At 74.1% G+C, this 13,305-nt stretch carries 13 protein-coding genes; 5 read left to right on the forward strand and 8 right to left on the reverse strand.

The features are described 5' to 3' along the window. Window positions 1-11: 11 nt before the first annotated feature. Both GTW67_RS31060 and GTW67_RS31065 read right to left on the reverse strand, forming a co-directional pair. Window positions 12-1,274, reverse strand: coding sequence for an FUSC family protein (locus tag GTW67_RS31060; RefSeq protein ID WP_161168079.1), 1,263 nt, complete (start codon window positions 1,272-1,274; stop codon window positions 12-14). Window positions 1,275-1,397: 123 nt separating this feature from the next. Beyond that, a complete protein-coding gene (locus tag GTW67_RS31065; protein WP_161168080.1) occupies window positions 1,398-1,892 on the reverse strand; it encodes an FBP domain-containing protein in 495 nt (164 codons plus the stop codon). 238 nt (window positions 1,893-2,130) lie between these two features. On the opposite strand from GTW67_RS31065, the gene GTW67_RS31070 reads away from it, so the two are divergent. Continuing rightward, window positions 2,131-3,420: an ROK family transcriptional regulator gene (locus tag GTW67_RS31070; protein WP_161168081.1), complete on the forward strand. Its 1,290-nt coding sequence runs from the start codon at window positions 2,131-2,133 to the stop codon at window positions 3,418-3,420. Between the two features lie 74 nt (window positions 3,421-3,494). Further along, entirely contained in the window at window positions 3,495-3,830 is a 336-nt protein-coding gene (locus GTW67_RS31075; protein ID WP_161168082.1) for a hypothetical protein, read from the forward strand. Between the two features lie 94 nt (window positions 3,831-3,924). Here GTW67_RS31075 and GTW67_RS31080 read toward each other — a convergent pair whose 3' ends face one another. The 4 genes from GTW67_RS31080 to GTW67_RS31095 form a co-directional block, all read right to left on the reverse strand. Then, window positions 3,925-4,956: an NAD-dependent epimerase/dehydratase family protein gene (locus GTW67_RS31080; protein WP_161168083.1), complete on the reverse strand. Its 1,032-nt coding sequence runs from the start codon at window positions 4,954-4,956 to the stop codon at window positions 3,925-3,927. 348 nt (window positions 4,957-5,304) lie between these two features. Next, window positions 5,305-6,483: an FUSC family protein gene (locus GTW67_RS31085; RefSeq protein WP_161168084.1), complete on the reverse strand. Its 1,179-nt coding sequence runs from the start codon at window positions 6,481-6,483 to the stop codon at window positions 5,305-5,307. Between the two features lie 160 nt (window positions 6,484-6,643). After that, window positions 6,644-7,300 (reverse strand): HAD family hydrolase, encoded by a 657-nt coding sequence (locus tag GTW67_RS31090; protein WP_161168085.1) that lies wholly within the window; start codon window positions 7,298-7,300, stop codon window positions 6,644-6,646. A 99-nt stretch (window positions 7,301-7,399) separates the two neighbouring features. Continuing rightward, entirely contained in the window at window positions 7,400-8,437 is a 1,038-nt protein-coding gene (locus tag GTW67_RS31095; RefSeq protein ID WP_161168086.1) for a PHP domain-containing protein, read from the reverse strand. Window positions 8,438-8,573: 136 nt separating this feature from the next. Between GTW67_RS31095 and GTW67_RS31100 the strand changes: the two genes are divergently transcribed. The 3 genes from GTW67_RS31100 (at window position 8,574) to GTW67_RS31110 (ending at window position 10,926) form a co-directional block, all read left to right on the forward strand. Next, a complete protein-coding gene (locus GTW67_RS31100; protein ID WP_161168087.1) occupies window positions 8,574-9,383 on the forward strand; it encodes an SDR family oxidoreductase in 810 nt (269 codons plus the stop codon). A gap of 107 nt (window positions 9,384-9,490) precedes the next feature. Beyond that, window positions 9,491-9,727, forward strand: coding sequence for a hypothetical protein (locus GTW67_RS31105; protein WP_161168088.1), 237 nt, complete (start codon window positions 9,491-9,493; stop codon window positions 9,725-9,727). Between the two features lie 95 nt (window positions 9,728-9,822). Beyond that, window positions 9,823-10,926, forward strand: a complete 1,104-nt coding sequence (locus GTW67_RS31110; protein WP_161168089.1) for an ABC transporter substrate-binding protein — start codon at window positions 9,823-9,825, stop codon at window positions 10,924-10,926. Between the two features lie 57 nt (window positions 10,927-10,983). On the opposite strand, the gene GTW67_RS31115 is transcribed toward GTW67_RS31110, so the two are convergent. Beyond that, window positions 10,984-12,237, reverse strand: coding sequence for a ricin-type beta-trefoil lectin domain protein (locus tag GTW67_RS31115; protein ID WP_161168090.1), 1,254 nt, complete (start codon window positions 12,235-12,237; stop codon window positions 10,984-10,986). 198 nt (window positions 12,238-12,435) lie between these two features. Then, window positions 12,436-12,975, reverse strand: a complete 540-nt coding sequence (locus GTW67_RS31120; protein ID WP_161168091.1) for a VanZ family protein — start codon at window positions 12,973-12,975, stop codon at window positions 12,436-12,438. Between the last annotated feature and the right edge of the window lie 330 nt (window positions 12,976-13,305).

Genomic DNA, 13,305 nt, shown 5'->3' on the forward strand with positions numbered 1-13,305 from the left:
GAGAACGTCCGTCACTTAGAACGATGCCCGGCGCCGCCCCGGTTCCGGCGCGGCCGCGGCACCTTGCGCAGCCGGTCCCACGCCCTCGTCAGCCGGGGGCGCCTCTCCCGCTGCTCGCGCGTGTGGCGGTCCAGTTCCTCCAGGAGCCTGCGCGAGCGGTGCTCGGTGTCCATCTCGTCGATGATGCGGTTGACCTCGGTCAGCACCGCGCCCTGCAACTGCCACTGGCGGGCGTCGCGCTGGATCTCGCCCAGCAGCAGCTGGGCCAGCTTGTCCCGGGTGACCGCCGCCTGGTGCAGCTCGGCGCTCAGCCGTTCCTCCGCCGACTCGGCGTTCTCACTGGCGCTGGTGGTCACCAGCACCGAGAAGCTGACCACGGCGTCGGCGATCTCGGACAGCAACTGCTGGATCGTCGCGCCCGTCTCCGCCGGGAACAGGGGATCCGGCTCGCGGTCCTTCGCGAGGTCGGTGAAGGTGCGCGCCAGGACCCGCAGTACCACCGTGCAGATCTCCAGGGTGTCGAGACCGGTGCGCAGCACCACCCGGTGCAGCAGGCCCTCCCGGACGCGCGGATTGAGCCGCAGGCTGTCCTCGGCCTGCCGCAGGTCCTCGTCCACCTCGGCGATGTCGTGGTCGAGGCGGCGGGCCTCGTGCAGGCGGGCCGCCGCCTCGTGGAACGGCGTGGCGCCCGCCGCCTCCTCACCCATGCGCAGCATCAGCTGCCGCACCCGCCGGGCCAGGCCCTCGATGGACTCCCCGGCCTGCTCCACCCAGACCGGGGGAGCGAAGAGGAGGTTGAAGGACAGGCCGACGACGGCCCCGATCAGCGTCTCCACCACCCGGGCCCAGGCCAGGGTGCCGTGCGAGGTCACGCCGAGGACCAGCATCGCGCTGATCGCCACCTCGGCCACGAACTCGTGCGCCCGCACCAGATGCCCGACGCCGAGCGCCGCCAAGATCACCAGCGCGAGGCTCCACCAGCTCAAGCCCACCACCGCGCTGAAGACGATGGCGACCAGGACACCGGCCACCACCGCGTTCACACGTCGGACGCTCATCTTCAGCGTCGCGTACAGCGTGACCTGGACGACCAGCAGTGCGGTCAGCGGCGCGGTGAGCGGCGCCGCCGACTTGTCGGGGGACAGCCGCACCGCGATCACATAGGCGATCGAGGCCGCCGCGGCCGAGCGCAGCGCCTGCACGACCATCGGGTCCTTCACCAGGCGCTTCGCCTCGCGCGCCCCGGACGCCACCGTCTCACGTACATCCAGCATCCTCGGGCTGTTCCCCTTCCCCAGGCGCATCGAACGTATCCGGACAGACGGTAACCGGACGCAGGCGGTCAAAACGCCTCTCACGCGCCGGGAAGCCGCCCCGATGCACCCGGAACGGGCGGGTCAGCCGGTGATCTTCGCGAGGAAGGCCGACAGATGGCCCGTGGTCCGCGCGATCTGCTCCTCCAGGGTGAGGCTCTCCTCGAAACGGGCGCCCGTCTCCGGCAGCTTCCTGCCCCGCAGGTACAGGGAACAGGCCAGGTCGGTGCACATGTACAGGCCGACCGAGTTGCCCTCGCGGCCGGCCGGGCCCGCCTTGCGCGCGGTCATCAGCGACACGCCGCCCCGCGGATGGGTGGTCAGGCACAGCGAGCACATGCTGCGGTGGAAGAAGCCGGGCCGGGCCTGCTGGAAGCGCAGCGCGACCCCGACGAGGCGCCCGCCATGCTCGGTGACCAGATAGCTCCGGTCGGGCGCTCCGGGATCCCGCCAGCCCAGGAAGTCCAGGTGCTCCCACGGGCGCTCGTCGAGGTCGCGGGGAACGGCCAGCCGCTTCGCCTCGCCCTTCGAGCAGTTGACGAAGGAGTCGCGGATGTCCCGCTCGGTGAGTGTTCTCATGGGAGGCCTCGGGGTGTGATCGTCGGTCCGGGGAAGTCGAACCTAGGGGTCCTAGGTTCCTGCCTAGGGTAAATAGCCGGGCGGCGGAAGAGCCAACGGATTTCGCGTACGACGGCCCGAGCGCGGGCCGGACTGGGAGCGTTCAGGCAGTTCACAGCCTGAATTAAGGGCAGAGGAAAGTCGCGGGCGGCGGGCCGGCGGGGGTATGTTGCTGGTCGGGCACGGCGGGAGGAGCCATATGGCGGGGCGGAACGGGCGCACGGTGCGCGACCTCAGGCGGGCCAACCGTACGGCCGTACTCCAGCGGCTCTACTTCGACGGGCCGCTCAGCCGCTTCGAGCTGGGCCCCGCGACGGGGCTGAGCTCCGGCTCCGTCAGCAACGTCGTCGCCGACCTGGTCGGCGACGGCCTGGTGGAGGAGGCCGGCAGCGTCGACTCCGACGGCGGCAGGCCCCGCACCCTGCTGCGCGTGGCGCCCGGCAGCGGCCACATGATCGGCGTGGACGTCGGCGAGACCAGGGTGCGCGTCGAGCTGTTCGACCTGACCCTCACCGAGCTCGCCCGCGCCGAACGCCCGCTGACCCAGCAGCGCTACGAGGTCGAGGTCATCGTCGACCACATCCGCGAGGGCGTCGCCGAGGTGCTGGCCGCCGCCCGCCTCGCGCCCGAGCGGCTGCTCGGCGTGGGGATCGGCGTCCCCGGCATCGTCGAGCACACCCCCGACCGCGGTGCCGTCGTCCACGGCCAGACCATCGGCTGGGACGCCGTCCCGCTGGAGGCCCTGCTGCGCGCCGGCTCCCCGCTGCCCGACACCGTCCCGTACTTCATCGACAACGGCGCCAAGACCCTCGGCCAGGCCGAGATGTGGTTCGGCGCCGGACGCGGCGCCCGCAACGCGATCGTCGTCCTCTTCGGCTCCGGCGTCGGCGCCTGCCTCGTCACCCCCGAGGTCGAGCACGGCCGCGCGGTCGAGTGGGGGCACCTGACGGTCCGGGTCCGCGGACGCCGCTGCCGCTGCGGCGCGCTCGGCTGCCTGGAGGCCTACGCGGGCGCCGAGTCCCTGCTGGCCCGCTGGCGCGAGGAGGGCGGCCGGGTGCCCGAGGGCACCGACGAGGAGACGGCCCTCACCTCCCTGCTGGCCGCCGCCTACCCGCCCGACGGCGGCACCGCCGACCCGGTCGCGGCCGCCGTCCTGGAGGAGACCGCCGAGTACCTGGGCGCCGGCCTGTCCGACCTGATCAACCTCTTCCAGCCCGAGCGCATCCTCATCGGCGGCTGGGCGGGCCTCCAGCTCGGCACCCGCTTCCTGCCCGCCGTACGCCGCCACGCGGTGTCGTACGCGCTGCGCCACCCGGCCCGGAAGGTGACCGTGGACCTCGGCCGGCTCGGCCCGGACGCGGTCACCGTCGGCGCCGCGATCCTGCCGCTGGCCGACTTCTTCGCCCGCGGCGGCCGGCGCCCCGAGCCCGCGCCCGAGAACCCGCTCCCCGCCTGGCGCACGGCACTGGACGAACGGGCGCCGCACTGAGGTTTCGCCGGCCCCCGCGGAGGTACCCGGCGACGCTCGAAACGACCCGGCGGAACCACCGGAGGGAGAGCGCCGTGACCGACCACCGCCTCGAAGGACCGGGCGAGAACGGTGCCCCCGTGCCGCGGGACCTGCCGGACCAGCAGGCCGGCGCCGGCGAGGACCCCTGGGAGGCCGCACCCGCCAGTGCGCGGCAGGAGCCCCGCGACGACACGGACGACGGCGACGGCACCGACCGCGACGAGGAGACCGGCCGCGACGAGCCGGCGGACTCCGGCGACACCGACGGCTCCGACACCGACGACACCGACCTCCCCGACACGGACGAGGCCGGGACGGGCCGGCAGGGCGCGCCGCACTCGGGCAACGTGCACCCTGAGCACCCCGTGCCCGACGAGTCGTCCGGCTGACGAGCCCCCGGGCCGGCGGACACCGGCCGACGAGCACCGACGGCCGGCCGGGGCGGATCCGATCCACCCCGGCCGGCCGTCCCGTGCCCGGAGGTCAGCCGACCTTGCGCCCCCGCAGCGGTTCCGTCGCCGCGCCCGCGCCCTGCCGAAGTCCCAGCAGGAACTCCTCCAGCACCTCCGTCGCCGTGTGCACCGGACGCCAGCCGAGCTCCGCCCGCGCCCGCGTGCAGTCCATGAGCGGGAGCCGCAGCACCGCGTCGAACAGGTGCGGGGACGCCGGCAGCAGATGCAGCCCCCACGCGGCGGCGATCGCCGAGCGGGCCGCCGTGCGGGGCAGCCGCACCGGACGCGCGCCCGTCATCTCGCCCAGCAGCGCCGCGTCGACCGGCGGATCGGCCGCCAGGTTGTAGGGGCCCCGGGCGTCCTCCGTGCGCACCGCGAGACGATAGGCGCCCGCCGCGTCGTCGGTGTGCAGCGCCTGTACCCGCAGCCCGGGGACGTCCGGCAGGAACGGCAGCAGCTCCGGACGGGCCAGCGGCCCGGGCAGGTACTTGCCGCCGAAGATCCGTCGCTGCTCGCTCGCCGACTGCCGCTTGAAGAGGAAGGCGGGCCGCATCCGCACCACCCGGATGCCCGGATGGTCGCGTTCGAAGGTGTCCAGTGCCCGCTCCAGGTAGGCCTTCTCCCGGCAGTACGCCGCGTCCGGCCAGCCGTGCGTCGGCCATGACTCGTCCACGGCGCGCTCCTTCGGCCCCGGCGAGTACGCGCCGACCGACGAGGCGTGCACCAGCGTCGGCACTCCGGCCGCGGCCACCGCCTCGAAGACCCGCAGCGAGCCGAGGACGTTCGTGCGCCAGGTCGTCGCGGGATCGTGCGTCGGCTGGAACGCCCACGCCAGATGGATCACCGCGTCGGCCCCCGCGAAGTGACCGGCGGCGTCGGCCAGATCGGAGGCCAGGTCGACGGCGGCCCACTCCGTCTTCGGCGGCGACCAGTCGGGGATCCGCCGGGCCAGTCCCAGGACCGAACCGACCTCGGGATCCTCCGAGAGGAGTCTCACCACGCTGGTGCCCACGTTGCCGGTGGCACCCGTGACCACGATCCTGCTGCCCGCTGTGCTGCTCACCTTGCGCTCCTCCCGTCCGCCTGCCAGGTCGGAGGCCACGGGTACCCCGCCGCGCCGCGGGCAAAGAAGAGCCCCGACCGGACGGGGGGATCACGGTCGGGGCGGTCTGTGGTGGATACGGATGGCGGTCGCCTCTCGGCGAGGGGCTCCACAGGGCTTCAGCCGAACGATCGTCCCTGTGGGCTACAGGTGAGGCCCGGGGACACTGTCCCATCCGTACCCACGCCTTCTTCAACGGAGCACACCCTCCCGGTGTTCCACCGTCTGTCGTGTTTTGGGGTGATCCGCGTCACGGGTCCGACTGTCATGGGTTCGAGCGTCACTGCTCCGGGCGTCACTGCTCTGGCGTCACTGGTCCGGGGGCTCCGGAACGATCTCGGCCCACAGGTTCTCGGCCTGTAGCAGCAGCGCGCCCAGCACCGAGGCCTGCGCGGCGCCCTGCCCGGCGTGCTCCCGCATCCCCTGCTGCAACTGCCGGTGCAGCTCGTCCATCGTCTCCTCCGTCTCCTCGGTCGCCTCCTCGGCGTCCTTCGCGGCGGCCTCCTCGTCCTGCGGGCGGCGCTCCGCCCCCGGCCCCAGCAGCCGGTCGGCCTCCACGTGGCAGGAGTCGCCGATCAGCTTCAGCAGCCGCGCGTACAGGCCGAGGACCGGGCCCTCCGGCGTGGCCGGCGTGCGGTTCTCGTCGGCCGCCACCGACAGCGTCCGGGTGAGTGACGTGATGTTGCCGGCGACCCGTGTCCAGCGCTGGTCCTCCTCCTCGGGCGGCGCGGGAGGCGGCGCCCGGTGCAGCACCCGCAGCGGGCCGGACGTCAGCCGCAGGCTCTCCCGGCTCCAGGACCGGGCCGACGCCAGCGCCTCCACCCGCCGCTGGAGCCGCGCGGCCTCGCCGTTCCAGCCGGCGGCCGTCTGCGCGTCCCACTCGGTCTCCCGCAGGTCGCCGGCGACGGTGTGCAGGACGTCGCCCGACTCCCGGGCCAGCGCCGCGAGGTTCTCCCGGACGTTGCGCAGATGGATCGGCGGCAGCACGAACGCGTTCACCGCGACGCCGATGACCGCGCCGAGCGCCGCCTGCCCCACCCGGTGCCCGACCGCGGCCGCGGAGACCGGTGTCCCCGCGGCCAGCACGAACACCGCGGTGGTGGCCGCGTAGACGCCCTGGAGGCCGAAGCGCGACCAGTTCCCGAGCAGCATCAGCAACGGCAGGGAGAGCGCCAGTGCCCCAGTGTTGTCGTCCGTGATCGCCTGGGCGCCGGACGCCACCAGCGACCCGAGGCAGATCGCCCCGAACAGCTGGCCGGCCTGGCGCACGGAGCTGTACACGGTGGCCTGCACGATGACCACCGCCACCCAGGGAGCCATCAGCGCCATCGGGTCGCCGAGCCAGACGCCCGCCACGGCCCAGGCGAGCAGCCCCGCCCCGGCGGCCTTCAGCGACTGGACGACCAGGTCGCGTTCCCGGCCGGGGCCCCGCCAGGCGGCCAGGACTGCTTGCCCGACGGCCGCGGCCTCCCGCCGTACCCAGTCCACCGGCCGCGCTCCGCGGATCACCTGCGCCGCCGCGGTCCGCCAGCGCCCTCGGCGCCCCGTCCCGCCGTTCCCTCCGTCGTCCCCGGCCGTTCGCCGGGGCTCGTGTCCCACGTCCGTCATACGTGCCGTGCGCCGCCGGGCGTGCTCCTGTCCGCGCGGCTCATGCCAGCGGGCTCTTCGCGAGGGAGGCCAGCAGGTCGGCCGGGTCCGCGTACACCGCGTCCGCGCCCGCCTCCTCCAGGTCGGCGCGCGGCAGACCGCCGCACAGCACGCCCACGCAGCGCACCCCGGCGCGGCTGCCCGCCCGCATGTCCCACACCGTGTCGCCGACGAACACCGCCCGCTCGGCCGGCACCCCGGCGAGCTCCAGGGCGTGCTCCACCGGCTCCGGCGCGGGCTTTCCCGCGTCGACGTCGTCGGCGCTCGCGGTCGCGGAGATCGCGTCGTCCGCGTCGATCGCCCGCCGCAGCGCGCCCAGCTCCGCGCCGCCCGCCGAGGTGGCGAGGACGACCGTCCAGCCGCCGCCGGCCAGGTGCCGCAGCAGCTTCCCGGCGTCCGGCAGCGCGGGCAGCCGGTCGAAGTACTGCCCGTACAGCGCCTTGTGGGCGGCGCTGAGCTGCGCGTCCTGGTCCTTGTCGCGGTCCTCGCCCAGCAGATGGCCGATGAGGTCGGTGGAGGCCAGCCCCACCGCCCGGTGGACGGCGTGCATCGGCACCCGGTGACCTGCCTGCCGGAACGCCTCCCACCAGGTGACCACGTGCAGATGATTGGTGTCGACGAGGGTTCCGTCGACGTCGAACACGGCCGCCCGTTCCATGCACCGTTCCCTTCTTGTCGGCTTGTCGGCTTGTCGCCTTCGCGCTGCTTCTCGCTGCTCCGCGCCGCTTCTCGCCGCGTGAGCCGGGCGGGTACCACGTCAGCCGTCCGCCACTCCGGCCGGCAGCCGGCCCTCCCGGGTCCAGGCGAGCAGCTCGTGCAGCGACCAGGTGGTGACGACCCGCTCGGCGGGCACCCCGCACTCCTCGGCCCGGGCGCAGCCGTGGATCTGCCAGTCCAGCTGGCCGGGGGCGTGCGCGTCGGTGTCGACGGAGAACAGCACGCCCGCCTCCACCGCCCGGCGCAGCAGCCGCCGCGGCGGATCCAGCCGTTCCGGCCGGCTGTTGATCTCCACGGCGGTGCCGGACTCCGCGCAGGCCGCGAACACGGCGTCCGCGTCGAACTCCGACTCCGGCCGGCCCCGGCCGGTCAGCAGCCGCCCGGTGCAGTGCCCGAGGACGTCCGCGTGCGGATCGCGGACGGCGGCGACCATGCGGCGGGTCATCGAGCGGGCGTCCATCCGCAGTTTGGAGTGCACGGACACCACGACGACGTCGAGCCGCTCCAGCAGCTCCGGTTCCTGGTCCAGCGAGCCGTCCTCGAGGATGTCGCACTCGATGCCGGTCAGCAGCCGGAACGGCGCCCACGTCCCGTTCAGCTCCGCCACCACGTCCAGCTGCTCGCGCAGCCGCTCGGGGGACAGGCCGCGGGCCACCGTCAGCCGGGGCGAGTGGTCGGTCAGGGCCGCCCACTCGTGTCCGAGCGCCGCCGCGGCCCGGCCCATCTCCTCGATCGGGCTGCCGCCGTCCGACCAGTCGGAGTGCAGATGGCAGTCACCGCGCAGCAGGGCCCGCAGCTCCTCGCCCCCGTGGGCGAGCGGGACGTCGGCCTCGCCCTCCAGCTTCTCCAGGTAGCCGGGGACCTGCCCGGCCAGCGCCTCCCGCGCGACCTGCGCCGTCTTCGGGCCGACCCCCTTCAGGGACTCCAGCGAACCGGCCTCCGCCCGCTCGCGCAGCTCGGCCTCGGGCAGCTCGCCGAGCACCCGGGCCGCGGTGCGGAAGGCGCGGACCCGGTACGTCGGCGCCTGCGACCGCTCCAGCAGGAAGGCGATCCGGTCCAGCGCCCGAACGGGATCCATCGCCACCTCCTCCTCCGGCACCTCCAGGGTTCCCCAGCGGGCCGGGGACCGCACGACGGGCCCGGCGGTTTGTCCGGGCGGCCTCCGGGTACTGCGATGCCCCGTCACACCGTCCGCCCCGACGAGGAGGCCGCCCGTGCCCAGTCCCACGCCGACCGACACCAGGGTGGCCGTCGTCACCGGTTCCGACTCGGGTATCGGCCGCGCCACCGCCGTACGCCTGGCCGAGGCGGGCATGGACGTCGGCATCACCTGGCACACCGACGAGAAGGGCGCCGAGCGGACCGCCGAGGAGGTCCGGGCCCTCGGCCGCCGTGCCGAGGTCGCCCACGTCGACCTGACCCGGCTGCCCGGGGCCGCCGACACGGTGGACGCGCTGTGCGAACGGCTCGGCCGCATCGATGTCCTCGTCAACAACGCCGGCACCGGCACCGCGACGCCCTTCCTCGACCTCGGCCTGGAGGACCTGCGCCGCGTCCTGGACGTCGACCTGGCCGGGCCCTTCCTGTGCGGGCAGAACGCGGCCCGGCGCATGATCCGCCAGGGCGACGGCGGCCGGATCGTCAACGTGACGTCCGTGCACGAGCACCAGCCGCGGGTGGGCGCCGCGCCGTACTGCGCGGCCAAGGGCGGCCTCGGCCTGCTCACCCAGGTCATGGCGATCGAGCTGGCCGAGCACGGCATCACCGTGAACGCGGTGGCCCCGGGCGAGATCGCCACCCCGATGACCGGTCAGGAGGACACCGACCCGCACACCGAGCATCGCCCCGGCGTGCCGCTCGGCCGTCCCGGCGACGCCCGCGAGGTCGCCGCCGTCATCGCCTTCCTCGCCGGGCCCGAGGCGTCGTACGTCACCGGCGCGTCCTGGAGCGTGGACGGCGGGATGCTGCGCATGGGCCCGATGGCCGGCTCGCACCTGACGAGCGACGACTGGCGGCGGCCCTGACGCGGTGGCCCAGACGTGACGCCACTGACGCGGTGCACCAGACGCGGCGGCCCCTGAACGCGGCGCCCTGGAGGCCGCTTCCCGGGTTTGCGGCCTACCCTCTAGTCATGACCGAAATCGCGAGCCCGCACATCGGCAGTCCGCGGATCCTCGTGCTCGGGGTACAGCCGGGCACGCCGCCGTTCCGGATCGTGGAGATCGACGGACAGGTGGTCGGAGAGGCGACGACCGTCATCGACGTCCTGGAGGCCGCCGCCGCCTTCGGCATCAAGGTCCACGACCTGGACGACCCCGACGTGGTCCGCTGGGTCGGCGGGGACAAGTTCACCTGGACGCCGCGCTAGGCCCGACCCGACGGTCCGACTGTCCGGCAGTCCGGCAGTCCGGTGAACGGATAATCGGTTGCCCGCCGGTGACGCCGGCGGATGCAATGGCCGGCATGATCACCCAGGTGCGCCCGGTAGGCCGGGACGGGACGAGTGTCCGGATCGGAGCGCTCGCTCCGCTCACCCCGCCCGGCTGGACGGAGGCGGGCCGGCATCTGCTCGCCGGGATGGAACTGGCCGTGCGCGAGGTCAACGACGCCGGCGGGATCCTCGGAAAACCGCTCGAACTGATCGTCCGGGACACCGCGGCCGACCCCGACCGGGCCGTGGCGGCCGTCGAGGAACTGGCCGGCCTCGGTGTGGCCGCCCTGGCGGGGGAGTACCACAGCGTCGTCGCCCGCGCCGCCGCCGGCCGGGCCGACGCCCTCGGCCTGCCGTTCCTGTGCTCGTCGGCGGTGCTCGACGCGCTCACCGACGGGCCGACGGACCACGTCGCCCGCCTTCCCCCGGCGCAGTCCCGGGGCTGGCGCCTGTACGCGGACCACCTTCTCGACGCGGGACACCGCCGGATCGCCGTCGCGGCCCAGCCGAGCCTCTACTGGGCGTCGGGGACCCGCATCCTGCGGGACCACCTCGCCCCGCACGGCGGCTCGGTCGTCGAGCTCGACCTGAGCACGCTGGATCCGACGGCCGTGTGCGACGAACTCGCCGCCCAGCAGGCGACGGCCCTCCTGCTGCTGGCCGGCCACCCGGAGCCGGTCGTGTCGCTCGTCAGGGCCGTCCGCCGCGACCGGCGCCTCGGCCACGTCCTGATCGGCGCCCCCGCCGGACAGCCGGAGTTCGCCACGTGGGCGGCGGCGCTGGGCGACGACGGCGCAGGCGTCCCGTTCCTGCGCTACCTGCCCGAACGGCTCGGCCCGCTCGGTGCCCGCGTCGAGCCGGCCCTGCGCGAGCGGCTGGCCGAGGCGCCGTCCTTCGTCGCCTTCGAGGGCTACGACGCCGTCGTCGTCCTCGCCGAACTGCTGCGCGCCCACGGCACGGACCGGGCGCGCACGGCCGAGGCCTGGCCGCGGATCGAGGCCGAGGGCACCCGCGGGCAGATCCGGTTCTCGCGCGCGCCGGGCATCAGCGTCTGGCAGTGGACGTGGGCGCCGATCCAGGTCGTCGACCGGGATCCGGCGGAACCCGGTCGCTTCCGGGTCCTGCGCACCGGCTGAGAACACCGCTGAGAACTCCGGGGGCCCGCGGACGGGCCCCCGGCTGGCGGTCCCGCGTCAGCCGACCGTCCACTTCTGGTTGGCGCCGCCCGTGCAGGTCCAGATCTGCAACCGGGTGCCGTTGGCCGAGCTGTTGCCGGTGACGTCGAGGCACTTGTCGGCCTGCGGATTGACGATGTCGCGCGCGGCGGTGACGACCCAGCGCTGGGCGGCGCTGCCGTTGCAGTCCCACAGCTGGACGACCGTGCCGTCCGCGGTGCCGCCCGCGTCGACGTCCAGGCACTTGCCGAGCGCCCTGATCGTGCCGTCGGAGCCCACCGTCCACCGCTGGGCGGCGGTGCCGTTGCAGTCGTAGAGCTGCACCGGGGTGCCGTTGGCGGTGTTCGCGGCGGCGACGTCCACGCACTTGCCGGCCAGGCCGCGGATCGCGCCGCCGCCGCCCGTCCCCGAGTCGCTCGTCGTCACCGACACGTGGTCGACCACCAGTGTCTGCGGGAAGGCCGTGGAGCCGTCCGGGTCGCCGGGCCAGTAGCCGCCGACCGCCAGATTGAGGATCAGGAAGAACGGCTTGTTGAACACCCACTGCCTGCCGCCGAGATCGGCCGGCGTGCGCGTCTGGTAGACGTTGCCGTCCACGGACCAGGTGATCGAGTCGGGCGCCCAGTCGACGGCGAAGGTGTGGAAGGCGTCGGCGAAGGCCTGGCCGCCCGGCAGGGTGTAGCCGGCGCCGATGCCGCCCGAGCCGGAGTAGCCGGGACCGTGGATGGTGCCGTGGACGGTGGAGGGCTCGAAGCCGACGTTCTCCATGATGTCGATCTCGCCCGAGTCCGGCCAGTTGACCGGTGTGCCGAGCATCCAGAAGGCCGGCCACATGCCCTGGCCGCGCGGTATCTTCATCCGCGCCTCGACGTGCCCGTACTGCGCGGTGAACTTCCCGGAGGTGTTGAGCCGGGCCGAGGTGTACTGGCAGGTGCCGTACCAGCACTGGTAGTTGGCCGGGTTCTCCTTGCGGGCCGTGATGACCAGGTGGCCCTGGCCGTCCAGGGCCGCGTTCTTGTTGCCGGACGTGTAGTACTGCCGCTCGTGGTTGTTGACGTTGTCGCCGGTCTCGATCTGCCACTTCGACGCGTCGACGGCCGCGCCGGCCGGGCCGTCGAAGGTGTCGGAGAACGTCACGGCGGCGGCCGCGTCGGCGGCGGCCCCGGCGGCCTCGGGCTGCGCACCGGCGGTGCCGGTCACGAGTGACGCGGCCAGTCCGGCGGACAGGGCGGCGGCGAGGAGACATCTGCGGAGCAGAAGTGGGCGGGCCACGGCTCTCCCTTCCGTACGGCGTCCCGTGGCGGGAGCGCCGGCAGAGGTGGGGGGTAGGGGTGTCGCCCCTTGATTTAAGGAGTGAGGTAAGTGCCCGTCAATACTTTGGTACGGACCACCTGTTCACATCCCGGGAGAGGGTCCCGGAAGAGGGAGGCGGGGACGGACCCGGCACTCGGAGAGGACCCGGCGCCCCGCTCAGTCGCGGGGTCGGCGCGCGTGCACCGCGCGGCTCGTCCGCCGGCCCAGGAGCAGATAACCGATCAGCGCGCCCGCGCTGTTGAGGATCACGTCGTCGATGTCGAACGCCCGCCCGGTCACCAGGGCGCCCTGCGCGAACTCCACCAGCAGCATCACCACGGCGGTCAGCAGCAGCACCCGCAGCACACCGCGCGTGCGCGGCGCGACCACCGGGACCAGGACACCGAAGGGGACGCCCAGCAGTATGTTGCCGCCGACCTGCTTCACCGCGTCGCGCAGCGCGGGCTGGTCCAGATAGGCCCGCAGCGAGCGGCCGGGATGCATGTTGGTGTGCGTCAGCGCCTCGGAGGCGGGGGACGGGTTCAGCGTCAGCCGGGCCAGCACCACCGCGAACGCCACCATGAACACGAACGCGCACGCCATCGCCAGCAGGCGCAGCGGGAGGGCGAGCGGGCGCCGTTCGCGCCGGTCGGCGTCCCGCGCCTTCGCGGCACGGGGGCGCAACAGGGAACTCGTTCGTGAGGCGGCGCGAGCCATTCGGTCCTCCAGTCGTCAACTTCCCCGCGTGCATGGGCGGTTACCCGCGAACCCGCCGAGGATGCCGGGGCGTTCACCGGGCCGGCCGGGCGCCGCCCCCGGTTTTCCCGCGCTCGCGGGCACTCCGGGCGGGGGACCGACAGCGCGCCGCCGCCCGGTGCCCCGCGGGCGGTGCTTGGATGACCGGCGAAGGCGGGACGAACACGAGCAAGTCCGGCGCGGCGGGCGGTAGCGGCCCCCGGGGCGCGAGGAAGACCGTGGAGGTGGCGTGTGACGGGGCGCGGAGCACTCCTCGCGGTGACCGAGGTGGTCGCCTGGTGGACCGTCCTC

Source organism: Streptomyces sp. SID5910 (genome assembly GCF_009862125.1).
Taxonomy (GTDB): Bacteria; Actinomycetota; Actinomycetes; order Streptomycetales; family Streptomycetaceae; genus Streptomyces.